At 64.6% G+C, this 23,156-nt stretch carries 19 protein-coding genes; 12 read left to right on the plus strand and 7 right to left on the minus strand.

Features of this window, described 5'->3' with window-relative positions; all coding sequences use genetic code 11:
- Window position 1: 1 nt before the first annotated feature.
- Complete coding sequence (locus BLT65_RS19250) at window positions 2-445, minus strand: thioredoxin family protein (protein ID WP_091780010.1); 444 nt, start codon at window positions 443-445, stop codon at window positions 2-4.
- Between the two features lie 17 nt (window positions 446-462).
- Complete coding sequence (gene grpE, locus BLT65_RS19255; RefSeq protein WP_091780013.1) at window positions 463-1,065, minus strand: nucleotide exchange factor GrpE; 603 nt, start codon at window positions 1,063-1,065, stop codon at window positions 463-465.
- A gap of 347 nt (window positions 1,066-1,412) precedes the next feature.
- Here grpE and BLT65_RS47245 point away from each other — a divergent pair, with 347 nt between their 5' ends.
- The gene (locus BLT65_RS47245; RefSeq protein ID WP_165489460.1) at window positions 1,413-1,574 is read left to right on the plus strand and encodes a hypothetical protein; all 162 of its coding nucleotides are present in this window, start codon (window positions 1,413-1,415) and stop codon (window positions 1,572-1,574) included.
- Here BLT65_RS47245 and BLT65_RS19260 read toward each other — a convergent pair.
- From BLT65_RS19260 to hrcA, 3 genes are all read right to left on the minus strand, one after another.
- Window positions 1,546-1,953: an RNA-binding S4 domain-containing protein gene (locus BLT65_RS19260; RefSeq protein WP_042313077.1), complete on the minus strand. Its 408-nt coding sequence runs from the start codon at window positions 1,951-1,953 to the stop codon at window positions 1,546-1,548. The genes BLT65_RS47245 and BLT65_RS19260 overlap by 29 nt on opposite strands.
- A gap of 75 nt (window positions 1,954-2,028) precedes the next feature.
- The gene (hemH, locus tag BLT65_RS19265; RefSeq protein WP_091780015.1) at window positions 2,029-3,099 is read right to left on the minus strand and encodes a ferrochelatase; all 1,071 of its coding nucleotides are present in this window, start codon (window positions 3,097-3,099) and stop codon (window positions 2,029-2,031) included.
- A gap of 149 nt (window positions 3,100-3,248) precedes the next feature.
- Window positions 3,249-4,268 (minus strand): heat-inducible transcriptional repressor HrcA, encoded by a 1,020-nt coding sequence (hrcA, locus tag BLT65_RS19270; RefSeq protein ID WP_007578598.1) that lies wholly within the window; start codon window positions 4,266-4,268, stop codon window positions 3,249-3,251.
- Here hrcA and BLT65_RS46500 point away from each other — a divergent pair.
- From BLT65_RS46500 to recN, 3 genes are all read left to right on the plus strand, one after another.
- Entirely contained in the window at window positions 4,267-4,542 is a 276-nt protein-coding gene (locus BLT65_RS46500) for a hypothetical protein (RefSeq protein WP_143036528.1), read from the plus strand. The genes hrcA and BLT65_RS46500 overlap by 2 nt on opposite strands.
- 7 nt (window positions 4,543-4,549) lie before the next feature.
- Entirely contained in the window at window positions 4,550-5,452 is a 903-nt protein-coding gene (locus BLT65_RS19275) for an NAD kinase (RefSeq protein WP_042313080.1), read from the plus strand.
- Window positions 5,453-5,537: 85 nt separating this feature from the next.
- Complete coding sequence (gene recN, locus BLT65_RS19280; RefSeq protein WP_091780018.1) at window positions 5,538-7,205, plus strand: DNA repair protein RecN; 1,668 nt, start codon at window positions 5,538-5,540, stop codon at window positions 7,203-7,205.
- Window positions 7,206-7,262: 57 nt separating this feature from the next.
- On the opposite strand, the gene glnE is transcribed toward recN, so the two are convergent.
- Window positions 7,263-10,154 carry a bifunctional [glutamate--ammonia ligase]-adenylyl-L-tyrosine phosphorylase/[glutamate--ammonia-ligase] adenylyltransferase gene (gene glnE / locus BLT65_RS19285; RefSeq protein WP_091780021.1) on the minus strand — a complete coding sequence of 964 codons (2,892 nt, stop codon included), beginning with the start codon at window positions 10,152-10,154 and terminating at the stop codon, window positions 7,263-7,265.
- A gap of 87 nt (window positions 10,155-10,241) precedes the next feature.
- On the opposite strand from glnE, the gene BLT65_RS19290 reads away from it, so the two are divergent.
- The 6 genes from BLT65_RS19290 (at window position 10,242) to BLT65_RS19315 (ending at window position 19,322) form a co-directional block, all read left to right on the plus strand.
- Window positions 10,242-14,486 carry a YhdP family protein gene (locus BLT65_RS19290; RefSeq protein ID WP_091780024.1) on the plus strand — a complete coding sequence of 1,415 codons (4,245 nt, stop codon included), beginning with the start codon at window positions 10,242-10,244 and terminating at the stop codon, window positions 14,484-14,486.
- A 114-nt stretch (window positions 14,487-14,600) separates the two neighbouring features.
- The gene (locus BLT65_RS19295; RefSeq protein ID WP_091780027.1) at window positions 14,601-15,449 is read left to right on the plus strand and encodes a carbon-nitrogen hydrolase family protein; all 849 of its coding nucleotides are present in this window, start codon (window positions 14,601-14,603) and stop codon (window positions 15,447-15,449) included.
- Window positions 15,450-15,547: 98 nt separating this feature from the next.
- The gene (gene tldD / locus BLT65_RS19300) at window positions 15,548-17,014 is read left to right on the plus strand and encodes a metalloprotease TldD (protein ID WP_091780030.1); all 1,467 of its coding nucleotides are present in this window, start codon (window positions 15,548-15,550) and stop codon (window positions 17,012-17,014) included.
- A 386-nt stretch (window positions 17,015-17,400) separates the two neighbouring features.
- Complete coding sequence (aroG, locus tag BLT65_RS19305; RefSeq protein WP_007578607.1) at window positions 17,401-18,474, plus strand: 3-deoxy-7-phosphoheptulonate synthase AroG; 1,074 nt, start codon at window positions 17,401-17,403, stop codon at window positions 18,472-18,474.
- A gap of 177 nt (window positions 18,475-18,651) precedes the next feature.
- Complete coding sequence (locus BLT65_RS19310) at window positions 18,652-18,990, plus strand: type II toxin-antitoxin system RelE/ParE family toxin (RefSeq protein WP_091780033.1); 339 nt, start codon at window positions 18,652-18,654, stop codon at window positions 18,988-18,990.
- On the plus strand, window positions 18,987-19,322 hold the full coding sequence (locus BLT65_RS19315; protein ID WP_042313094.1) for a helix-turn-helix domain-containing protein: 336 nt from the start codon (window positions 18,987-18,989) through the stop codon (window positions 19,320-19,322). Before BLT65_RS19310 ends, BLT65_RS19315 begins: the two co-directional genes overlap by 4 nt.
- A gap of 21 nt (window positions 19,323-19,343) precedes the next feature.
- On the opposite strand, the gene BLT65_RS19320 is transcribed toward BLT65_RS19315, so the two are convergent.
- The gene (locus BLT65_RS19320) at window positions 19,344-19,922 is read right to left on the minus strand and encodes a cob(I)yrinic acid a,c-diamide adenosyltransferase (protein WP_091780036.1); all 579 of its coding nucleotides are present in this window, start codon (window positions 19,920-19,922) and stop codon (window positions 19,344-19,346) included.
- A gap of 194 nt (window positions 19,923-20,116) precedes the next feature.
- On the opposite strand from BLT65_RS19320, the gene BLT65_RS19325 reads away from it, so the two are divergent.
- Both BLT65_RS19325 and BLT65_RS19330 read left to right on the plus strand, forming a co-directional pair.
- Window positions 20,117-21,529: an FAD-binding oxidoreductase gene (locus BLT65_RS19325; protein ID WP_091780234.1), complete on the plus strand. Its 1,413-nt coding sequence runs from the start codon at window positions 20,117-20,119 to the stop codon at window positions 21,527-21,529.
- 70 nt (window positions 21,530-21,599) lie between these two features.
- Entirely contained in the window at window positions 21,600-23,105 is a 1,506-nt protein-coding gene (locus tag BLT65_RS19330; protein WP_091780039.1) for an FAD-linked oxidase C-terminal domain-containing protein, read from the plus strand.
- Window positions 23,106-23,156 lie beyond the last annotated feature (51 nt).

Raw genomic sequence — 23,156 nt, forward strand, 5'->3', positions numbered from 1 at the left:
TTCAATCGGTCTGGCCGCCGATTGCGCCTTCGTCACTCGCTCCGACGCCGGCCGCCCCTACCGCAGCCGCGCGGATTTTCTCACGCGCCGCGGCGACGGCCGCTTCGAACTGCGCCAGCCCATGCCAGCCCGTCGCCCGCCCGAGACGCTTGCCCCGGTGAAAGAAGAACCACGTCGGCACGCCATGCAGCACGAAGCGCCGGCCCAGCTCACGATGCTCGTACACATTGCTGTGAAACCAGCGCAGCCCGAGCGCGCGGATCGCGTCCGGCTGCGCGAGCATCGCCTTCTTCGCGATTTCGCAGTTGAAACAGTCCAGCCCCCAGAAGAACACCACGGCCAGCTCGTCGCCCACCGACTGAATGCCGGCGTCGAAGGTGTCGGCCGTGAGCGCCTGCATCTCGAAGACCGCGAACGCGGTGCTGTCGACGGGAATGCCGGCCATGGCGGTGCGAGCGCCGCTTACTTCGGCGCCGCGACCGTGACCAGCGCCGGACGCAGCACGCGGTCGGCGATCACATAGCCCTTTTGCAGCACGGCGACCACGGTGTTCGGCTCCTGGTCGGCCGGGACCATCGAAATGGCCTGATGGCGATGCGGATCGAACTTCTCGCCAACGGGATTAAGAGCAACAACCTTGCCCTTCTCCAGCGCGCCCGTCAGCTGGCGCAGCGTCAGCTCGACGCCTTCGCGGACCTTCACGAGATCGTCGGAGGAGTGCGTGACGGCAGCTTCGAGGCTGTCGACGACGGGCAGCAGATGTTCGGCAAAGCTCTCGATGGCGAACTTGTGCGCCTTCGCGACGTCCTCCTGACCGCGGCGGCGCACGTTCTCCGTCTCCGCTTTGGCGCGCAGGAAGTTTTCCTGCATTTCGGCCAGCTTCGCCTGCGTTTCGGCCAGCGCCGCTTCTACGCCGGACGTTTCGGCTTGCTGTGCGCCGGCAGCCGCCTCCGGCTGTTGCGCCTGAGCCTGCGGCTCGCCCGATGCGGCCTCTGCGGCCTGGCGCGCGGCTTCGTCGGCGGGCGTGGGATTCGGGCTCGTCGGATTCTCTTGCGTGTTTTCCATGTCGCTGAAATTCAAATAGATATGGCCAAGAAACGGCGGCAGTTTAACGGGACTTGCTCGATGAGCGTTGCGCCGATACAACATGCCGGCCGCGCGTCAACGGTGCAAGTAAGGGTGCGCACGCCGTATTTCAAGGCTCCCGCCGATGCTTTTTGCACCTTGCAGGGGCCGGGAAATCTGGCGTAACAAGCATTTCGAGCGCGACATCATATTGAGATTGAGCGCGCTGCGCGAGTGTCCTAAACTCAACTAAAGCGTCCGAAAAGGCACGTTAACCCTAATCTGACGTACGGCTTACTACCAGCTGAATCGCCCGTTTCCGCTTGCAATCTCCATGGGGGAGTACCGTGAAACTGACCTTCGCTATATCGGTGGTCGCATTGGTACTCATCGCAGGCACCACGACCATCTGCATGTCCGGCGTCGTCAATGAACACACCACCGAATACGGTGGCGTTCATGCGACGATGGAACAGCTGTTCAACCCTCACGCGAAAATTTGTCGATGACGCGTCTATCGCGCTTGGTCGGCCGCCCTTGCAATTCGGCGGCTGGCTCGCGATAGGTCTTGCGCCGCTCGTTCTCTTGCTGGCGCTTCTGCCTGCCCTCTTCGGTTTCCACGTAAAGCGTCTGCGCGACGCTCGCTGGCCCGCGCACGTCGCAGACGCCGAGCACCTGGATCTGCCAGACAATCCGTTCGATCTCGATCTCGACCAGATCGCCGACCCGCACATCCTTGGCCGGCTTCACCGTCGCGCCGCCGATCCGCACCCGGCCCTTCTCGACGGCATCCGTTGCCAGCGAACGCGTCTTGAAGAAGCGCGCCGCCCACAGCCATTTGTCGATGCGCAAGCGAGCGCCCGGTTCGGTAGAAATCTTGTAGTTCATCAGTCCTTCTTCAGGCGCTTCCAGACGCCATGAGCCGATACACGAATGCAGATTGCATGCCGGACACGGAAAAAATCAGGCGACGGACGCGCTTTGGGGCGCGCTTACCTGCACGGGCCAGCCTTGCAGATGCTGCGCGACGATCTCGCCGAGCGCCGCGATCCAAGCGGACGACGCGTTCAGGCAGGGAATGGCGTGAAAAACTTTCCCACCCGCATGCACGAATTCGTCGCGCACTTCCATGCCGATTTCCTCGATCGTCTCCAGACAATCCGCCGTAAAGCCCGGACAGAACACGTCCGCGCGATGCACACCCGCCGCGCCCAGCTCCTTGAGCGTCGGCGCCGTATAAGGCTGCAGCCATTCGGCCTTACCGAAGCGCGACTGGAACGTCACGCGGCATTCCACAGTTGTGAGCCCGAGCGCGTGCATCAACAGCGACGCCGTCTGCTGACATTGCTCGTGATACGGATCGCCCAGATCGAGCGTGCGCTTGGGCACGCCATGAAAGCTCAGCACCAGCTTGTCGCCCGCCGCAAAGTCCGGGCGGCCGTGCGCATGCCAGTAATGGTTCACCTGCGCCGCGAGCGCCGCGATATACGCGGGATGATCCGCGTACTGGCGAACGGTGCGGATTTCCGGCTGGTTGCGCATCCGCTTGAGCGCGGCGAACGCGTCGTCGAAAGCCGTGGCCGTGGTCGACGACGAATATTGCGGGTACATCGGCATCAGCAGGATGCGTTCGGCGCCCGCCAGCTTCAGCTGGTTGAGCATGGCGGGAATGCCGGGCGTGCCATAGCGCATCGCATAGTCGACGATCACCGTGTAGTCGTTCAGGTGCAGCAGATGCCGCAGCCCTTCCACCTGCTTTTCCGTATGCACGCGCAGCGGCGAGCCTTCAGGCATCCAGACGGCCGCGTACTTCTTCGCCGAGGCGACGCCGCGAAACGGCAGGATCAACAGACGCAGAATGATTTGCCACACGAACGACGGAATCTCGACCACGCGCGGATCGGACAGAAACTGCGCGAGATAGCGCCGCACGGCGGGAGGCGTCGGCGCATCGGGCGTGCCGAGATTGATCAGCAACACGGCGACACGATGTGCCGCAGCATTCTGCGAGGGCCGCTCGAGGTCGAAGCGCATAGGCAAAGGGAAGAGCCGCGCAAGCGCGCGGCACGCAATGAATCGGGAAGCCCATTATAGCGGCGCGGTCTGCCGCCGATACCTGGCCGTTCGGCCAATTGGCACGGCGAAAAACGCCGCGCATGATGAACACCATGCCGGGCTCGACGCTACCCCTGGCTGAGCGTCATCGAAAGCAGGCGCGCCGTGATGTCGACGATGGGAATCACGCGGTTGTAGGCCATGCGCGTCGGGCCGATCACGCCGAGCGTGCCGACGATCTTGCCGTTCACTTCGTACGGCGCCGTCACCACGCTCATTTCCTCGATCGGGACGAGGTTCGACTCGCCGCCAATGAAAATCTGCACGCCTTGCGCGTGGCTCGACACATCGAGCAACTGAAGGAGACTCGTCTTTTGATCGAATATATCGAACAGCTTGCGCAGCCGCGCCATGTCCGACGAAAGGTCGGCCACTTCGAGCAGATTGCGCTCGCCGGAAATCAGCACGGTTTCGCCCGTATCGGTGATGTCCGTGCTCGCGGTGACGGCTGCGTGCATCAGCGTCGTCATGTCGCCGCGCAGTTCGTCGATTTCTTCGCGCAGACGCAGGCGCACCTCGTCGAACGACAGGCCCGCGAAGTGCGCGTTGATGTAATTGGCTGCCTCGGTGAGCTGCGACGGCGAGAAATCGCGCTGCGTCGCCATGATGCGGTTCTGCACGTCGCCTTCCGGCGTCACGATGATCAGCAGGATGCGCTTGTCGGACAGGCGCAGAAATTCGATCTGCTTGAACACATGGCTGCGGCGCGGCGTCAGGATCACGCCCGCGAACTGCGACAGGTTGGACAGCACGCTCGCGGCGGCCGCGACCACCTTCTGCGGCTCGCCCGGCTGCAGCGTGGTCTTCACCGCGCGCATCACGGCGTCTTCGTCGGCGGCCGACTCGACGGTGAGCATGGTGTCGACGAAAAGCCGGTAGCCTCGCGGCGTGGGAATGCGTCCCGCCGACGTATGCGGACTGATGACGAGCCCCAGTTCCTCCAGATCGGACATCACGTTGCGGATCGTCGCCGGGCTCAGTTCGAGCCCGGAGTACCGCGAAAGCGTGCGCGAGCCGACCGGCTGACCTTCGGCGATATACCGCTCGATCAGCGTTTTCAGAAGGGTTTGTGCGCGAGGATCTAGCATGGCGAAAAATTTTAGCGTAACCACCGCATCGCGGCGAGCGCGCGGCGGCACGCGGCGCGGCGGCTTGACAGCCGTGCGCGCCCTGCGCGGCACCCCGCCCGCGCCCAAGCCGCATCGCATGGATCCAGACAGTCGTCACATCTGTCGTGAGGACTTCACCATTCTAACGATAATCGGGCGAAGGCTGGCCGGCATCGCGCGTCCGTCGCGTGTCAGCCCCGGCGGGCGTGCCGCCGCCTTCTACGGTTCTTTTCAGGTCGCACCTATGGTGTAATGCCGGCATGCAAGCTAACAGCCAGTTCAAGACCGTTGCGCTCGTCGGGCGCAGCAATACGCCGGGCATCGGGGAACCGCTGACCGCGCTCGCCGCGTGCATCGGCAAGCTCGGCTTCGACGTCGTGTTCGAGGCGGAAACCGCGCAGGAAATCGGTGCGACGCAATGGCCTGCGCTGCGCCCGGCGGAAATCGGCGCGCGCGCGGACGTTGCCATCGTGCTCGGCGGCGACGGCACGATGCTGGGCATCGGCCGGCAACTGGCGCCGTACAGGACGCCGCTGATCGGTATCAATCACGGCCGGCTGGGCTTCATCACCGACATCCCGATCACCGACATGCGCGAGATCATCCCGCAGATGCTGTCGGGCACCTTCGAGCGCGAGGAACGCGTGCTGCTCGAATCGCGGATCATGCGCGACGGCCAGCCCATTTACCATGCGCTCGCCTTCAACGACGTCGTCGTGAACCGTTCGGGCTTTTCGGGCATGGCGGAACTGCGCGTCTCCGTGGATGGCCGCTTCATGTACAACCAGCGCTCCGACGGGCTGATCGTCGCGACGCCGACGGGCTCGACGGCTTATGCGCTGTCGTCGCAAGGGCCGATTCTGCATCCGCAGTTGCAGGGCCTCGTGCTCGTGCCGATCGCGCCGCATGCGTTGTCGAACCGCCCTATCGTGATACCGGACGACTCCAAGGTCAGCATCCAGATCATCTCGGGCCGCGACGTCAACGTGAACTTCGACATGCAGTCGTTCACCGCGCTCGAACTGAACGACACGATCGACGTGCGCCGCTCGCGCCATACGGTGCCTTTCCTGCATCCCGTCGGCTACAGCTATTACGCGACGCTGCGCAAGAAGCTGCACTGGAACGAGTATCCGTCGCACGAAGACGATCCGCGCGACTGAATGCTCGCCAGCGCCGCCTGCTGCAAGTCCGAGCGTAACGACAACACCACACCAACTCACGCCAGCCACGCCACACAGACGAGCCATGCTCCGCCACCTCTCGATACGCGACTTCGTCATCGTCGCCGCGCTCGATCTTGAATTCGACAGCGGCTTCACAGTCTTTTCCGGCGAAACGGGTGCCGGCAAATCCATTCTCATCGACGCGCTTGCGCTGGCGCTCGGCGCACGCGCCGACGCGAGCGTCGTGCGCAACGGCGAGGCACGCGCGGACATCACGGCCGAGTTCGACACGCATCCGGACGTCGACGCATGGCTCGATGAACAGGCGCTTGCCGCCATCGAGACGGAGCACGGCAATACGGTGATGCTGCGCCGCGTGGTCGACGGCAACGGCCGCTCGCGGGCTTTCATCAACGGCACGGCGGCGACGCTCGCGCAATTGCGCGAACTCGGCGAAATGTTCGTCGATATTCACGGCCAGCATGCGCATCAACTGCTGATGCGGCCCGATGCGCAGCGCGAACTGTTCGACACGCATGCCGGGCTGCTCGACACGAAAGCCGCTGTGACCCGCGCGTGGCGTACCTGGCGCGATGCGGCGCAGGCCGTCGAGACCGCGCAGAGCAAGGACCGCGAGCTACAACTCGAACGCGAGCGTCTTGCATGGCAGCTCGCGGAACTCGACAAGCTCTCGCCGCAGCCCGGCGAGTGGGAAGAGATCAACGTCGAGCACCGGCGGCTGTCGCATTCGGCGAATCTGATCGACGGCGTGCAGGGCGCGCTGTCGGCGCTGTCCGAATCGGACGAAGCGATGCTCGGTCATCTGTCGTCCGTCATCTCGAAGGTGCGCGATCTCGCCGAGATCGATCCGGCGCTGAACGACGCCCTCGCCGCGCTCGAACCCGCCGAAATCCAGTTGCAGGAAGCTGCCTACTCGCTGAGCCACTACGCGCAGAGGCTGGAACTCGATCCCGACAGGCTCGCCCAGGTTGAGAAGCGCCTCGACGCGCTGCATTCGGCGGCTCGCAAATTCCGGCTGCAACCGGAAACCCTGCCGCAAGAACATGAAGAGCGCCGCGAGCAACTCGCGAAGCTTGACGCCGCCGCCGATCTCGACGCGCTGCGCGCCGCCGAGGCAAAGGCGAAAGACGCATATCTCGCCGACGCGAAGGTGCTGTCGAAGGCGCGCGCGAAAGCCGCGAAGGCGCTGGGCGCTGCGGTGACGACGGGCATGCAGGAACTGTCGATGGCGGGTGGCAGCTTCGAAGTCGCGCTCGTGCCGCTGCCCGACGGCGGCGCGCATGGCATGGAACAGATCGAATTCCGCGTCGCGGGCCATGCGGGTGTGCCGTTGCGGCCGCTGGCGAAGGTGGCCTCGGGCGGCGAACTCGCGCGTATCAGTCTCGCGCTTTCGGTGATCGCCAGCGCGGCCAGCCCGACGCCGACGCTGATCTTCGACGAAGTGGACACGGGGATCGGCGGCGGTGTCGCGGAAGTGGTCGGACGCCTATTGCATCAGCTTGGCGAACAGCGCCAGGTGCTTTGCGTGACGCACCTGCCGCAAGTCGCGGCGCGCGGCGATCACCACTTCCAGGTCGCGAAGAGCAGCAAGGGCAAGAACGGCACGGTCAGCACGGTGACGTCGCTGGACAAGACGAGCCGTATCGAAGAAGTCGCGCGCATGCTGGGCGGCCTGGCAATCACGGCCACCACGCGCAAGCACGCGAAGGAAATGCTCACCACGGCTTAAAACGCCTGTCGTGGCGCGGAAGGCGCGGGCTTCAACGCTCCGCGCCGCCGCGCAGTGTCATCCAAACACCCGCCGCCACAGCCGCAGCACGGCCTCGCGTTCGTTCTCGACGGCATGCGGCTCGACGCGAGCCTTCTCCATGCCGTCGAGCCGCAGCTTGTGCTGCAGCTTCCGATACGTCCGGTAAGCCGCGCCCACGGTATCGGCCTCCTCGCCGCTCATCAGCCCGAAGCGCGACACCTCGCGCAACAGCGCGATATTGCCGGTATTGCGGATCAGCTCGGGATCGCGCGCCGCGTGCAGCAGCACCCAGTACTGCACAGTGAACTCGATGTCGACCATGCCGCCGCGATCGTGCTTCAGATCGAACAGTTCGGTCCGGTTCGGATGCCCTTCCTCGACACGCCGCCGCATATCGACGATCTCGGCGGCGAGCGACGCGGCTTCGCGCGGCGTCGTCAGCACCTGTTCGCGGATCGCCTCGAACTGCGCGCCGACGGCGGGATCGCCCGCGCAGTAACGGGCGCGCGTCAGCGCCTGATGTTCCCAGACCCACGCCGTGTTGGCGGCATCGCCCTCGCGCAGCTGATAGCGGCGGAACGCGTCGAGATCGGTCACGAGCAGGCCCGATTCGCCGTTCGGACGCAGCCGCAAGTCGACGTCGAACAGCGTGCCCGCGCCCGTCGCCGTCGTGAGCCACGTGATCAGGCGGCGGGTGAAGGTTGCGTAGATGTCGGATGCGTTGTCGTCCGGATCGTCGTACAGGAAGATCAGGTCGAGGTCCGACGCGTAACCGAGTTCCTTTCCGCCCAGCTTGCCGTACGCGATGATCGCAAAGCGCGGCACCGCGCGATGGCGCTTGGCCAACTGGTTCCAGACGGCCTCGATGGTCACGTCGAGCACGGCATCTGCGAGTTCCGACAAACGGTCGCTGACATGCTCGACGCTCAGCTTGCCAGCCAGATCGATCAGCAGAATGCGGAACACCTCGGCCTGATGCGCGTGACGCAGCAGATCCATCTGCTGCTCGACGCCGTCGGCGGCGGCGAGCCGCGCGCGCAGCGTGCGCTTGAACTCCGGCCAGTCGAACGGGCTCGCCATCGCTTCGTCGTCGAGCAGTTCGTCGAGCAGTTGCGGATGGCGGATCAGGTAGCCCGCCGCCCAGCGCGACGCGCCCAGTACCGACAGCACGCGATGCAGCGCCTGCGGATACTCAGTCAGCAGCGCAAGATAGGCGCCGCGCCGCCCGATCGCTTCGAGCAGATCGAACAGGCGCACGAGAATATCGCCGCGCCGCTCGGCCGGCTCCAGCGTGTGTGCCGCCTCGAGCGCGCGCTGCGCGACGATGTCGAAGCGTTGGCGGCTGCGCTCCGCAAGCCCCGCATAGCGCGACGACTGCCACACAGCCTTCAGGCGCGCGAGCAACTCGGCGGGATGCTCGATGCCGAGTTCGACGAGCCGCGCGGCGAGCGCTTCATCGGCGCTGTCATCGACGAGTGCGCTGCTCCAGACCCACACGGCCGCGCCGTCTTCGCGCGCGCCGCAGCCGCCTTGCCCGCTCACCTTGTCGGCGAATATCTGGTCGAACTGCTGTTCAACCAGCTCGCGATGCGCTTCGAGCTTCGTCATCAGCGACGCGTAATCATCGAAACCCATCGCCTGCGCGAGATGCGCGCGCTCGGTGGGATCGACGGGCATTGCGTGCGTTTGCGCGTCGTTTCGATACTGCAGACGGTGTTCGAGGTTGCGCAGAAACAGATACGCGCTCGTCAGATCCGCGCACACACCCGGCGAAATGAGACCGCGCGCCGCCGCGTGGCGCAGCACGACGAGCGTCGGACGCACGCGAAAACCCGCGTCCTGGCCGCCGCGTATCAACTGGAACACCTGCGCGCTGAATTCGATCTCGCGGATGCCGCCGCGGCCGAGCTTGATATCGTCGGCCTTGTCGGGGCGCATCGACGCGCGCCGCTGCGCCTCCTGGCGAATCTGCAGATGCAGCGAACGGATCGCGCTGATCACGCCGAAGTCCAGATAGCGCCGGTAGATGAACGGCTTCACGATCGCGTCGAGCTGCTTCGACAGCCGCCGCGCCGAATCGCTGGCGTGTTCGGACACGAGCCGGCCCTTGATCCACGCGTAGCGCTCCCACTCGCGGCCCTGCACGTAGAAATACTCTTCGAGCATGCCGAGGCTGCACACGAGCGGCCCCGAGTCGCCGTTCGGCCGCAGCCGCATGTCGACGCGAAACACATAGCCGTCCGCCGTCACCTCGGCGAGCGCCGCGATCAGCCGTTTGCCGAGGCGCGTGAAGAAGTCCTGGGTGGCGATGGGCGAACGCTGGCCGCCCGTCGTCTCGCCGTCGTCCTCATAGACGAAGATCAGGTCGATATCCGACGACACATTCAGCTCGCGCCCGCCCAGCTTGCCCATTCCGACCACGCCCAGCGACAGCCGCTCGCCCTGCGTGCCGCGCGGCTCGCCATAAAGCGCTTCGAGATCGGCGCTGACTACGGCCATCGCGCGCTGGACCGTCGCTTCGGCGAGATCGGTCATCGTGCCCGTCACTTCCGCCACGTCGGCTGCACCGGACAGGTCCCGCTCCATCACGGCGCAGAACACTTCTGCGCGAAGCTGGCGCAGCGCCTTTTTCAGTGCGTCTTCGGAGAGTTGCGCATCGGGCGTCGCGCGCAGAGCGTCCGTCAGCGCGTCGAGACGCTCGTCGATCCGCTCGCGGCTGATGGGCGCCTCCGCCAGCGCCGCGACGCGCGACGCGAGACCATCGTGCGCCGCATAGGCACGCGACGCGTAGTGCGAATAGCTGGAACTCAACAGGGATGGTTCGGTCATCAAAGATCTGGCTCGCTGGTTGCTTGGGTTCCTGCCTCGGGCCGTCGCAGCCGGAGCTCGCTCGAGCTGCCGACACCCCGTGTGGCCTTGTCCACACAGGCCGTACCTTAAGTCCGTGGCCGCTGGCCCGTGTGATACATTTCGTGGTTAGACCGCAAAACTAACATACGCCTACCCCGTCGCAGCATGTCCGAGCGAAACTCATCCGCCGACCCGCACGAAGCTGGACGCGTCAAGCCCGTAGGCGGACACGATCACGCAGTGCTGCGGCACACGCTGCGGGTCCTGCTTGGCATCGCGCTGTTCCTGTATTTCGTTGTCGTGCTGGCCGTTCTTGGCCTGCGCTACATCGTGCTGCCGCACGCCGATTCGTTTCGTCCGAGAATCGAGGCGGCCGTCTCCGAAAAGATCCACGCCCAGCTCAAGATCGGCAAGATCGCGCCGCACTGGACGGGCTTCCAGCCCGGCCTCGAAGTCACCAACGTCACCATCACCAACCGCGACGGCAAGGTCGCGCTGAACATTCCGCACGCGAGCGCGACGGTGTCGTGGTCATCCGTCTGGAAGCTCGCGCCGATCCTGTCGAGTGTGATCGTCGACAAGCCGGATCTGCTGATCGAGCGCGAGACGGACGGCTCGCTGACGGTCGCGGGCGTGATGGTGCCGACCACGCATTCCGGCAACGACACCTTCAGCACGTGGCTGCTGCGCCAGGAGGCGATGATCCTGCGCGGCGGCACGCTGCGCTGGCACGACGCGCGCCGCGACGCGCCTGAGATCGCGCTACAGGACATTCGCCTCGCGATCCTCAGCGACGGCTACGATCACCGGCTCGCGCTGCAGGCGCCGCCCAACGGCAAGCTGCTGTTCGGCCCGCTTGACTTTCGCGCGCACTTCCGGCACGCGCGCCTCGCCGCGATGGGCAAGCCGATCAACTGGACGGGCGAAGCCTACATATCGGCGGGGCCCGTCGATCTGCCGACGCTCGCCCGCTACATGGACTTCCCGATCGAAACCTACGCGGGCCGCGTCGACAACGCGATCTGGCTGCAGTTTGCGCAGGGCCGCGTGCGCTCGGCCTCGGGCGAACTGTCGGGCAACAACATCGCGCTGCGCGTGAAGCCGACGCAGCCGAAGCTCGACGTGCCCGTCGCGAGCTTTTCGTGGGCAGTCGCGCACGACGGGGACGAGTGGACACTCGACCTGAACAACCTGCGCGCCGAACTCGGCCAGCCGCCGCTCGACGACGGCACGCCCGTGGCCCGCATCCTTGCGCTGCACACGCTGTCGAGCCGCTACCGGATGCCGAGCATCCAGCACGGCCAGCTGATCAGCATTTCGGGCGATCGCGTCGATCTGGGCGTGCTCGTGGAATTCAGCCGCGCGCTGCCGCTCCCCAAACGCATTCTGAACAACCTCGTGCGTTTCAACCCGCGCGGGCTGGTAGCGGACTACACGATTGAAGTCGAGCGCGGCAAGCCCGATTCGGGCGAGGCCGCCACCGAGCATCGCGAGCCCGGCGCGGAACCCATCGTGCGGTATCGCTTCAAGGGCGATCTGCAGGGCATCAGCGTCGCCGCGCAGGAGCCGCCGCCGGGGCTGACCGCGAGAAACCACCCGCGCGCGGGCATTCCGGGCATCGAGAATCTGTGGGGCACGGTCGACGCCGACGAAAAGCACGGCTCGATTGCCATCGATACGGCCAACGCGGCGCTCACGCTGCCCGGCGTGTTCGACGACCCGCGCCTCACCTTCGATCATCTGAGCGGCAAAGGCACATGGACGATCGCGTCCGCCATCGAGCCAGGCCAGCAGCACAAAGCGTTCAAGGTCGATGTGTCGGAACTGAAGGTGTCGAATGCGGATACGGCCGCGAAGGCGACGGCCAGCTACTCGAACGTCGGCAGTGGGCGCGGCTCGCTCGATCTGAAGGCCGACTTCGAGCGCGCGCAGGTCACGCGCATCACGCGCTATCTGCCTACCAGCATCAGCGAAAAACTGCGCGTCTATCTGACCCACGGCTTGCAGGCGGGCGTGTCACACGGCGGCACGATCGAGATTCACGGCAATCTTGAGAAATTCCCCTACTCGCGTGACCCGAGCGCGGGCGTGTTCAGAATCATCGCGCCGTTCAAGGGCGGGCGCTTCGACCCGTCGCCGTATCCGCCGCGCACGCTGAAAAACGGCGCACCGAACGTGTGGCCCGCGCTGGACGGTATCGACGGCACGTTCCAGCTGAAAGAGAAACTGCTGCGCTTCGACGTGGACCGCGCGCATTACAAGGGCGTCGCCATGCGCAAGGTGACGGGCAAGATCGACGACCTCGGCAACCGCGCATCGAGCCTCATCATCACAGGCGACGGACACGGGCCGCTCGCCGACATGCTCGACTACGTGAACAACAGCGCGCTCGGCGGAATGGCGAAGCATGAAACGGAAAAGATTCATGCCGAAGGCCCCGCCGCGCTCGCGCTCAAGCTGACGGTGCCGCGCAACCCGCCCACGCCGCCGGGCGTCACGCCGCCGAAAGTGCGTGTCGCGGTGGAAGGCTCGCTTGCGTTCGAGAACGACCGGCTCGCGGTGGACAACGTCCCGCCGCTGTCGCAATTGCGCGGCAAAGTCCACTTCACCGAGCGCACCGCGCAGGTCGACGGGCTGACGGGGCAGTTCATGGGTGGCGACGTGCATGCGAAGGGCGGCCTCGACGACAAAGGCGCCTATGCGCTCAACCTGTCAGGCCAGGTCGCCGTCGATGCTGCCCGCGACCTGAATCTGCGCGGCCTGCCCGCGCAGGTGCTGACGCGGATGAACGGCAGCGCGCCTTATAACATCAGCGTGCGCGGCGCGAAGGGCCGTTTGCCCGATGTCGCCGTTCACTCGGACCTGACGGGGCTCGCGCTCAATTTCCCCGCGCCGTTCAACAAGCCGATCGGCACACCGATGCCGCTCGACTTCACCTTCCGGCCGACTGTCGGGAACGGCGGCAGCAGCGTGGACGCAAGCACCGGCAGCGCGACGGGCAACGGATTGCAACGCGCCGACCTCACGCTCGGTCCGATCGCGGCGACCTATCTGCTGCGCCACACGCCCGGCCAGCCGCCCGAAGTCGTGCGCGGCGCGGTCGGCGTGAACCGGACGGCGGAATTGCCGTCGGAAGGCGTGATCGCCGCCGTGGACATCGACGCGCTCGACGCCGACGCGTGGCGCGCCCTCTTCCTGCAGATGCGCAAGGCCAACGAAGGCGTCGCCCCCGTGCCGCCCAGCGCGACGGCCGTGCAGTTCATGCCGAACCGTTTCGCCATCCACATCGGCACGCTGACGCTGCTCAAGCGTCACTGGGAAAGCGTGGTGGTCGGCGCCTCGCACAACGACCGCCAGTGGCAGGCGAATATCGCGTCGAACCAGGTGTCGGGCCACCTGTCATGGGTGCCGGGCGCGCAGCCGGGATCGCCGGGCACGCTGCAGGCGCGGCTCGCGCGGCTCGTGATTCCGTCGGCGACCGAGAACGATCTGCTTGGCCCGGCGATCAACCAGCCCGCGCAAAACATTCCATCGATCGATCTCGTCGTCAACGAGCTGATCGTGCGCGAGCGCAACATCGGCAAGCTCGAAGTCAACGCGCATAACTTCGAGGACAACGGCACGCCCGTCTGGCAACTCGATTCGCTCGAAATCACCAACCCGGCCGCCGTGCTGAAGGCGACGGCGAACTGGCGCACGGGCCGCAATTACGGTGCGAACCAGGACGACGAAGCCGAGCGGAGCACCGAGCTCGATTTCAAACTGGACATCAAGGACGCGGGTCTGCTGCTCGAACGCGCCGGCCTGCCGCGCACACTGAAGGCGGGTGAAGGGTCGCTGTCGGGCAAGCTCGGCTGGCGCGGCGGCCCGACCAAGCCCGACTATCCGACGCTCAACGGGAATCTCGCCGTCGATCTGCGGCACGGGCAGATTCTCAAGGTCGATCCGGGCGTCGCGAAGCTGCTCGGCGTGCTGAGCCTGCAAAGCCTCGCGCGCTACGCGTCGATGAATTTCCGCGACGTGATCGGCGAAGGGCTGCCGTTCGAACACGTGACGGGCACTGCGCAGGTCGTGAACGGCATCGGCTCGACGAACAACTTCGAACTGGTGACAGCGCCCGCGCGCGCCGAAATGAAAGGCACCGTCGATATGACCACCGAAACGCAGAACCTGAACGTGCATGTCGTGCCGACCGTCAGCGCCGGCGCGGGCGTCGTCGCAGCGGCCATCATCAATCCACTGCTCGGCCTTGCCGCGTTGGTCGGCGATATCGCACTGTCGCATTCGATCGAACATGCGTTCGCACGCGATTACTCGATCACGGGCTCATGGGCCAAACCGCACGTCGAGCGGGTACATGGAGATAGCGGTAATATGAACGCGCCGGCGGCCATCGCGACGCCGAACTGAGGGCCGAACCGCGGTTCCGAGTTTTCTGGCGATGGCTGGCGCGCCCTATGCACCGGGCGCGAATGTCGGCGTCCGCTGTCCGTACTGCCCATTGCAGGAGTCTTTCGAACGCCTATGAGCGACCTGAACACGCAGTCCGCGAAGTCCTTTCTCCACGCTGGTCCTTTCCGCGTCGCCGCGTTGCAGATGGTGAGCACGCCGGACCGCGACCGCAATCTCGCCGATGCCGACCACCTGATCGCGCAAGCCGCCGCCGATGGCGCGCAGCTCGTCCTGCTGCCCGAGTACTTCTGCTTCATGGGCTACAAGGACACCGACAAGCTCACCGTGCGTGAACCCTACGGCGACGGCCCGATCCAGCGCTTTCTCGCCGACGCCGCGCGCCGGCACAAGGTCTGGGTGATCGGCGGCACGCTGCCTTTGACCGCGCCTGAAGAAACCCGCGTGCTGAACACGACGCTGGTGTTCGATCCGCAGGGCAACGAGGCCGCGCGCTACGACAAGATCCATCTGTTCAACTTCGAGAAAGGCGAGGAATCGTTCGACGAGGCGCGCACGATCCGCCCCGGCGACACCGTCCGCACGTTCGACGCGCCGTTCGGGCGCGTCGGCCTATCCGTCTGCTACGATCTACGCTTTCCCGAGCTGTACCGGCGCATGGGCGACTGCGCGCTGATCGTCGTGCCGTCCGCCTTCACGTACACGACGGGCCGCGCGCACTGGGAAACCCTGCTGCGCGCGCGGGCCGTCGAGAACCAGTGCTACGTGCTCGCCGCTGCACAGGGCGGCAAGCATGAAAACGGCCGGCGCACGTGGGGCCACACCATGCTGATCGACCCGTGGGGCGAAATTATCGACGTGCGCGACGAAGGCGCGGGCGTCGTCGCGGGCAATATTGAGCGCTCACGTATCGACGAAGTCCGGCAGAGTCTGCCGGCCTGGCGTCACCGCGTGCTGAGCTGATTACGTTTGACATGAACCGCACGTATTGAAAGTGCCGCCGACGTCACCCATCTGACTGGCATGCACCCACCGAATACCCTGAATCGAGCGAACTTCGCATGAACATCATCGAACCCAGCATCCGTAATCTCGCGACGGCCAAAGATGTGCTCCTCACGCCGTACGGCCTCGACGAAGGCGTGCTGACCCGCACCCTCGCCGAAATCTTCACGCATCGCGTCGACTACGCGGACCTCTATTTCCAGGCCACGCGCAGCGAAGCGTGGAGCCTTGAGGAAGGCATCGTCAAATCGGGCAGTTTCAGCATCGACCAGGGCGTCGGCGTGCGCGCCGTGTCGGGCGACCGCACGGCGTTCGCGTATTCGGACGACCTGTCGCCTGAAGCGATTCGCCAGGCCGCGATCGCCACGCGCGCGATCGCGAAAGCGGGCGGCGGCAAGCAGAAGATCAAGGCGGCATTGACGCTGACGGGCGTGTCCGGGCGCGATCTGTATCTGCCGTCCGATCCGCTGCATTCGCTCGACGCAACCGCGAAGGTCAAGCTGCTCGAGCGCATCGAACAGATGGCGCGCGGCCGCGATCCGCGCATCACGCAGGTGATGGCGGGCCTCGCGGGTGAATATGACGTCGTGCTGGTTGCGCGCAGCGACGGCGCGCTGGCGGCGGACATCCGCCCGCTCGTGCGCGTTTCGGTGACGGTGATCGCCGAGCAGAACGGCCGTCGCGAAATCGGCAGCGGCGGCGGCGGCGGACGGTACGACTACGGCTATTTCACGGATGAACTTCTGTCGAAGTACGTCGACGACGCCGTCCACGCGGCTTTGGTGAACCTCGACGCGCGTCCGGCCCCGGCTGGCGCGATGACCGTCGTGCTCGGACCGGGCTGGCCCGGCGTGCTGCTGCACGAAGCAATCGGCCACGGTCTGGAAGGCGACTTCAACCGCAAGGGCTCGTCGGCGTTCGCCGGGCGCATCGGTGAGCAGGTCGCGGCGAAGGGCGTGACGGTGGTCGACGACGGCACGCTGCCGAATCGCCGCGGCTCGCTCAACATCGACGACGAAGGCAACCCGACGCAGTGTACGACGCTGATCGAAGACGGCATCCTGAAGGGCTATATCCAGGACACGCTGAACGCGCGCCTGATGAAAATGCCCGTGACGGGCAACGCGCGCCGCGAATCGTATGCAGCCCTGCCGATGCCGCGCATGACCAACACGTACATGCTCAACGGCGACAAGGATCCGCAGGAAATCATCGCTTCCGTGAAGAACGGTCTGTATGCGGTGAACTTCGGCGGCGGCCAGGTCGACATCACGAACGGCAAGTTCGTGTTCTCGGCGTCTGAGGCGTACATGATCGAAAACGGCAAGATCACGTATCCCGTCAAGGGCGCGACGCTGATCGGCAGCGGCCCGGAGTCGCTCAAGTATGTGAGCATGATCGGTAACGACATGTCGCTGGATACGGGCGTCGGCGTGTGCGGCAAGGAAGGCCAGAGCGTGCCCGTCGGCGTCGGTCAGCCTACGCTGCGCATCGACAAGATGACGGTCGGCGGCACGGTGTGATTTCAGGTAACACGCACGCTTTACGCGTTGAAAGCGCGAAGCGTGCGGATTTTCCGCATTTTTAGGGCCTGCGGCTTGCCAACCGAGCAAACCTCGGGTTATAAAGCCAATCAACCTTTTTGACGAGCCATCCCTTTTTCGCCATGTCCGCCAAGTTCTATTTTTATTTCTTTTGGGCATCTCAGACCGCTGGCGGATCGAGAGGGGTGTGAACGTACATAAGCACCTGAAATTCCCGAAAAAACCGCCAGCGAGTCTGGCGGTTTTTTTTCGTCCCTAACAACTTTGACTGTGACCTTTTTAGCCTGTTGACCTGTTCGCTGCGTCGCCGTCGTCAGATAGCAGACCGCTCGAACCGCGCTACTAAACGAATCGAGGAGAAACCCATGCCCCCGCACAATACCGACGATGTCCGCATCCGCGAATTGAAAGAACTGACGCCGCCCGCGCACCTGATCCGCGAATTCCCGTGCGACGAGAAGGTGTCGGATCTGATCTTCAACGCGCGCCAGTCGATGCATCGGATTCTGCACGGCATGGACGACCGCCTGATCGTCATCATCGGGCCGTGCTCGATTCACGACCCGAAGGCCGCGATGGAATACGCCGGCCGCCTGATCGAGCAGCGCAAGCGCTTCGCTGGCGAACTGGAAGTCGTGATGCGCGTGTACTTCGAAAAGCCGCGCACGACAGTGGGCTGGAAGGGCCTCATCAACGACCCGTACATGGACAACAGCTTCAAGATCAACGACGGCCTGCGCGCTGCGCGCGAACTGCTGGTGAAGATCAACGAGCTGGGTCTGCCCGCCGGCACCGAATACCTCGACATGATCAGCCCGCAGTACATCGCCGATCTGATCTCGTGGGGCGCGATCGGCGCACGCACGACGGAGTCACAAGTGCATCGTGAACTCGCGTCGGGCCTGTCGTGCCCCGTGGGCTTCAAGAACGGCACCGACGGCAACGTGAAGATCGCCGTCGACGCGATCAAGGCGGCATCGCAGCCGCACCATTTCCTGTCGGTGACCAAGGGTGGCCACTCGGCGATCGTCTCGACGGCAGGCAATGAGGACTGCCACATCATCCTGCGCGGCGGCAAGACGACGAACTACGACGCCGACAGCGTGAACGCCGCGTGCAGCGACATCGGCAAGGCCGGCCTTGCAGCGCGCCTGATGATCGACGCGAGCCACGCCAACAGCTCGAAGAAGCACGAGAACCAGATTCCCGTGTGCGCGGATATCGGCCGCCAGATCGCGGCGGGCGACGAGCGCATCGTTGGCGTGATGGTCGAATCGCATCTCGTCGCGGGCCGTCAGGACCTGCAGGAAGGCTGCGAGTTGACCTACGGCCAGAGCGTCACGGACGCCTGCATCGGCTGGGACGACAGCATCGGCGTGCTGGAAGGTCTCGCGGATGCCGTCAAGCAGCGCCGCATTGCACGCGGCAGCGGCAACTGAACGCCGCGCTTCCCCCAACGCACATCGTGCCCGGCTCATGCAGCCGGGCTTTTTTTTGGCCATTCGGCCGAATCGAATTTTCTCGTCCCTTTCGGTACCTTCAAATCTCGTTCCGGTGTTTGCGCAGATTGAACGCCGGAGATTTTAGGTATAAAATTTTGTACACGAAGGGAACACATGGAGCTGGAAAAAGAGATTCGCTGGGTCGGCTCCAGCTACAACGATCTGCTCGCGTTCCCGGATGAATCGCGCCGCCAGGCTGGCTTTCAGCTCGCCAAGGTGCAGGCGGGGCTTGATCCGGACAACTGGAAGCCGTTCGATATCGTCGGCGCGGGCACGCGCGAAATTCGCGTCAACGAGCAGGAAGGCGCATTTCGCGTGATGTACGTCGCCAAGTTTGTCGAAGCCGTTTATGTGCTGCACTGCTTCCACAAGAAGACGCAGGCTACCAGCCGGCAGGACAGGGAAATCGCCGAGGCGCGCTACCGCGCCGTGGCCAATGTGAGGAAAGTATGAAGACCATCGACACCAAGGTCCGTCACGTAACAAAACCGGGCGCGAATCTGTTTCTCGAGCTCGGCTTCCCCGCAGAAGAGGCGAAGCGCCTGCATGCCGCATCGCAAAAGCAGATCAACGACACGCGGCTGCTCAAGGAACAGCTGATGACCGAGCTGTCCACGTGGATCGAACAGCATCATCTTAAGCAGTCTGAAGCTGCGGAAATCCTGATGGTGTCGCGGCCGCGCGTGTCGGATGTCGTCAACAAGAAGACGGCCAAATTCACCATTGATACCCTCGTCGAAATGATGAGCCGTATCGGTAAGCCTGTGACGCTCGCGGTCGGCTGAGCGCTCTTGCAGGTCGCACCGCTATTCGCCGCGTTGCGGGTCCGGCCTCTTCGCGCCGCGGTCGTGCCGCCATAGCACGTCGGCGCCGCCGTCCACGCGGTTCAGCACGCGTGCCAGCACGAACAGCAGATCGGACAGCCGGTTCACATACCGGCGCGGCGCATCGTTGATCGTCTCGACAGCGCCAAGCGCGACGATCGCGCGTTCCGCGCGCCGGCAAACGGTGCGGCACACATGCGCAAGCGAAGCGGCGCGCGTGCCGGCAGGCAGAATGAATTCCTTGAGCGGCGGCAGCGTCGCGTTGTATTCGGCAAGCCACGCGTCGAGTTGCGCGAGATGGGTATCGGCAATCATCGAATGGCCTGGGATGCATAGTTCGCCGCCGAGATCGAACAGATCGTGCTGGATCGACGTGAGCGCGGCGCGGACATCGTCGGGCAATCTTTCGCACAGCAGCACGCCGATGTTCGAGTTCAATTCATCGACGTCGCCGATTGCGGCAATGCGCGCGTCGTCTTTGCGCACGCGCTTGCCGTCGCCGAGACCCGTGGTGCCGTCGTCGCCCGTGCGCGTCGCGATCTTGCTCAAGCGGTTGCCCATGATGTCCGTGTCCTCATAATGTTCCGCGATGCATCCGTCCGGATATATCGCAGTATGCCGTTCAGCTTCGATCCATTATAAGGACGATCGGGCTAACCCTTGCCGCGCCTGTCTGCAAGCATGACGCCGCGCCAACGGTCGATGGGCGTAAAATGGGCATCAACCATCAGAATATTCGCCAACAGGAGACGCAGGTGAACCATCCCGTGCCGCCCGCCCCCGTGCGCCGCCCCTTTCCTCCTGAACTTCTCACTGCGCTCAAGTCGGCATTCGGCGAACGCGTATCCACGTCCGAAGCCGTCCGAGCCCATCACGGCCGCGACGAGTCGCCATTCGACCCACAACTGCCCGACGCCGTCGTCTTCGCGCACAACACAGAAGACGTACAGAGCATCGTCAAGCTGTGCGGTCACTACGACGTGCCCATCATTCCGTATGGCAACGGTTCTTCGCTCGAAGGCCATCTGCTCGCCGTGCAAGGCGGCGTATCGATCGATCTTTCGGGGATGAACCGCGTGCTGTCGATCAACGCGGAAGATCTGACCGTCACCGTCGAGCCCGGCATTTCACGCAAACAGTTGAACGAAGCGTTGCGGGACACAGGTCTGTTCTTCCCCATCGATCCGGGCGCCGATGCGAGCATCGGCGGGATGTCGGCGACGCGCGCGTCGGGCACGAACGCCGTGCGCTATGGCACGATGCGCGAAAACGTACTCGGCCTGACCGTCGTGCTCGCGGATGGCCGCGTGACCCAGACGGGTACGCGCGCGCGCAAGTCGTCGGCGGGCTACGACCTCACGCGCCTGTTCGTCGGCTCGGAAGGCACGCTCGGCGTGATCACGGAAATCACCGTGCGCCTGTACCCGCAGCCCGAAGCGGTATCGGCGGCTGTCTGCACGTTCCCTTCAATGGGCGATGCTGTGCGCGCGGTGATCGAAACCATCCAGATCGGCGTGCCGATCGCGCGCGTCGAGTTCGTCGATTCGCTCGCCGTCCGCTCGATCAACCGTCATTCGAACCTGACGCTGCGCGAAGCGCCCACGCTGTTCTTCGAGTTTCACGGCACGGAAGCCGGCGTGAAGGAGCAAGCTGAACTGGTGCAGGAAATCGCCGCGCAGAATAGCGGCAAAGGCTTCGAGTGGGCGACGCGTCCGGAAGACCGCAGCCGTCTGTGGAACGCGCGTCACAACGCGTACTTTGCGATGCTGCAACTCAAGCCCGGCAGCCGCGCCGTCACCACCGACGTTTGCGTGCCCATCTCGCGGCTTGCCGAATGCGTGGTCGAAACGGAAGAAGACCTGAAAGCCTCGCCGCTGCCCTGCCCGATCGTCGGGCACGTCGGCGACGGCAACTTCCACGTCGCGATGCTGATCGACCCGAACAAGCCGGAAGAACTGGAGGAGGCGGAGCGCCTGAATCATCGCATCGTGCAGCGCGCGCTGCGCATGGACGGCACCTGCACGGGCGAACATGGCGTGGGCCTGCACAAGATGGGCTTTCTGGTCGAAGAACACGGCCCCGTTGCCGTCGACGTGATGCGCTCGATCAAGCATTCGCTCGATCCACGCAACCTGATGAATCCGGGCAAGATCTTTACGTGGGCCTAGGCCGGGCATAACCGTAGAGCTGGCTGCGCAGCGCAACGACGCGCGCGGCCGTCGATGGAGGAGACATTCCATGAACGCACCCGGCGAGCTGTCCCCCGAGCTTTCGCCCGAGATGCTTGCGCAACGTCAGCGCGAAGTCGTGCAGGCTTTAATGGCCGTGCTGCCAACGCATTGCCTTTTGTATCGCGAAGAAGACACCGTCGCGTACGAGTGCGACGGTCTTGCCGCATATCGGCGCTTGCCGCTGGCCGTCGCGTTGCCCGAGACGGAATCTCAGGTGCAGCGCATCGTGCAGATCTGCCACCGGTTGAACGTGCCGATCGTGCCGCGCGGCGCGGGCACGAGCCTGTCGGGCGGCGCGATGCCGATCCGGCATGGCGTCGTCGTGTCGCTCGCGCGCTTTCGCAAGATCATCGAAGTCGACCCGTATGCGCGCACAGCGACCGTGCAGCCGGGCGTGCGCAACCTGTCTATCTCGGAAGCGGCCGCGCCTTATGGTCTCTACTATGCGCCCGACCCTTCGTCGCAGATCGCCTGTACGATCGGCGGCAACGTCGCGGAAAATTCCGGCGGCGTGCATTGCCTGAAGTACGGACTGACCGTCCATAACGTGATGCGCGTGCGTGCGGTCACGATGGAAGGCGAAATCGTCGAGTTCGGTTCGCTCAGCCCGGACGCGCCGGGCCTCGACCTGCTGGCTGTCGTGATCGGCAGCGAAGGCATGTTCGCGATCGTCACGGAAGTCACAGTCAAGCTGATTCCCAAGCCACAGGCCTCGCAGGTCATCATGGCGAGTTTCGACGACGTCGTGAAAGGCGGCGACGCCGTCGCGGGCATCATCGCCGCGGGCATCATCCCCGCCGGCCTGGAAATGATGGATAAGCCAGCCACGCGCGCCGTCGAGGAATTCGTGCAAGCGGGCTACGACCTCGACGCAGCGGCCATCCTGTTGTGCGAGTCGGACGGCACGCCCGAGGAAGTGAGCGAAGAAATCGTCCGGATGACGGCCGTCTTGCGCGAGCAAGGCGCCACGCGCATCCAGATTTCGCGCACGGAGGCCGAGCGGCTGCGTTTCTGGTCGGGCCGCAAGAATGCGTTCCCGGCCGCCGGCCGTATTTCGCCCGACTACTACTGCATGGACGGTACCGTGCCGCGCCGCAGCATCGGGCCGCTGCTCGCGCGCATCGAAGAGATGGAAAAGAAGTACAACCTGCGCTGCATCAACGTGTTCCATGCGGGCGACGGCAACATGCATCCGCTGATCCTGTTCAACGGCAACGATCTCGACGAGTGGCACCGCGCCGAGGCATTCGGTTGCGACATTCTCGAAACCTGCGTCGAGCTGGGCGGAACGGTGACGGGCGAACATGGCGTGGGCATCGAGAAAATCAATTCGATGTGCGTGCAGTTTTCCCCGGAAGAACGCGATGCGTTCCACGCGGTCAAGCGCGCCTTCGATCCCGCCTGCCTGCTCAATCCCGACAAGGGCATCCCGACGCGCGCCCGCTGCGCCGAGTACGGCAAGATGCATGTGCGCGGAGGGCTGCTGCCTCATCCCGATATACCTCGTTTTTGAGTACCCGTTTTTGAGCACCTTCTTGCGCTGCCGGACCATGCGCGCCCTTGA

Source organism: Paraburkholderia steynii (assembly GCF_900100565.1).
GTDB classification, from domain to species: domain Bacteria; phylum Pseudomonadota; class Gammaproteobacteria; order Burkholderiales; family Burkholderiaceae; genus Paraburkholderia; species Paraburkholderia terrae.

Excerpts from the sequence above, each read along its gene's own strand:
- BLT65_RS19275 (WP_042313080.1), top strand. The coding sequence starts at position 4,550 with ATGCAAGCTAACAGCCAGTTCAAGACCGTTGCGCTCGTCGGGCGCAGC.
- hemH (WP_091780015.1), bottom strand. The coding sequence starts at position 3,099 with ATGCGCTTCGACCTCGAGCGGCCCTCGCAGAATGCTGCGGCACATCGT.
- recN (WP_091780018.1), top strand. The coding sequence starts at position 5,538 with ATGCTCCGCCACCTCTCGATACGCGACTTCGTCATCGTCGCCGCGCTC.
- BLT65_RS19310 (WP_091780033.1), top strand. The coding sequence starts at position 18,652 with ATGGAGCTGGAAAAAGAGATTCGCTGGGTCGGCTCCAGCTACAACGAT.
- hrcA (WP_007578598.1), bottom strand. The coding sequence starts at position 4,268 with ATGCTAGATCCTCGCGCACAAACCCTTCTGAAAACGCTGATCGAGCGG.
- BLT65_RS19250 (WP_091780010.1), bottom strand. The coding sequence starts at position 445 with ATGGCCGGCATTCCCGTCGACAGCACCGCGTTCGCGGTCTTCGAGATG.
- BLT65_RS19330 (WP_091780039.1), top strand. The coding sequence starts at position 21,600 with ATGAACGCACCCGGCGAGCTGTCCCCCGAGCTTTCGCCCGAGATGCTT.
- BLT65_RS19315 (WP_042313094.1), top strand. The coding sequence starts at position 18,987 with ATGAAGACCATCGACACCAAGGTCCGTCACGTAACAAAACCGGGCGCG.
- BLT65_RS46500 (WP_143036528.1), top strand. The coding sequence starts at position 4,267 with ATGGCGAAAAATTTTAGCGTAACCACCGCATCGCGGCGAGCGCGCGGC.
- BLT65_RS19320 (WP_091780036.1), bottom strand. The coding sequence starts at position 19,922 with ATGGGCAACCGCTTGAGCAAGATCGCGACGCGCACGGGCGACGACGGC.
- grpE (WP_091780013.1), bottom strand. The coding sequence starts at position 1,065 with ATGGAAAACACGCAAGAGAATCCGACGAGCCCGAATCCCACGCCCGCC.
- aroG (WP_007578607.1), top strand. The coding sequence starts at position 17,401 with ATGCCCCCGCACAATACCGACGATGTCCGCATCCGCGAATTGAAAGAA.
- BLT65_RS19290 (WP_091780024.1), top strand. The coding sequence starts at position 10,242 with ATGTCCGAGCGAAACTCATCCGCCGACCCGCACGAAGCTGGACGCGTC.
- BLT65_RS19295 (WP_091780027.1), top strand. The coding sequence starts at position 14,601 with ATGAGCGACCTGAACACGCAGTCCGCGAAGTCCTTTCTCCACGCTGGT.
- BLT65_RS19260 (WP_042313077.1), bottom strand. The coding sequence starts at position 1,953 with ATGAACTACAAGATTTCTACCGAACCGGGCGCTCGCTTGCGCATCGAC.
- tldD (WP_091780030.1), top strand. The coding sequence starts at position 15,548 with ATGAACATCATCGAACCCAGCATCCGTAATCTCGCGACGGCCAAAGAT.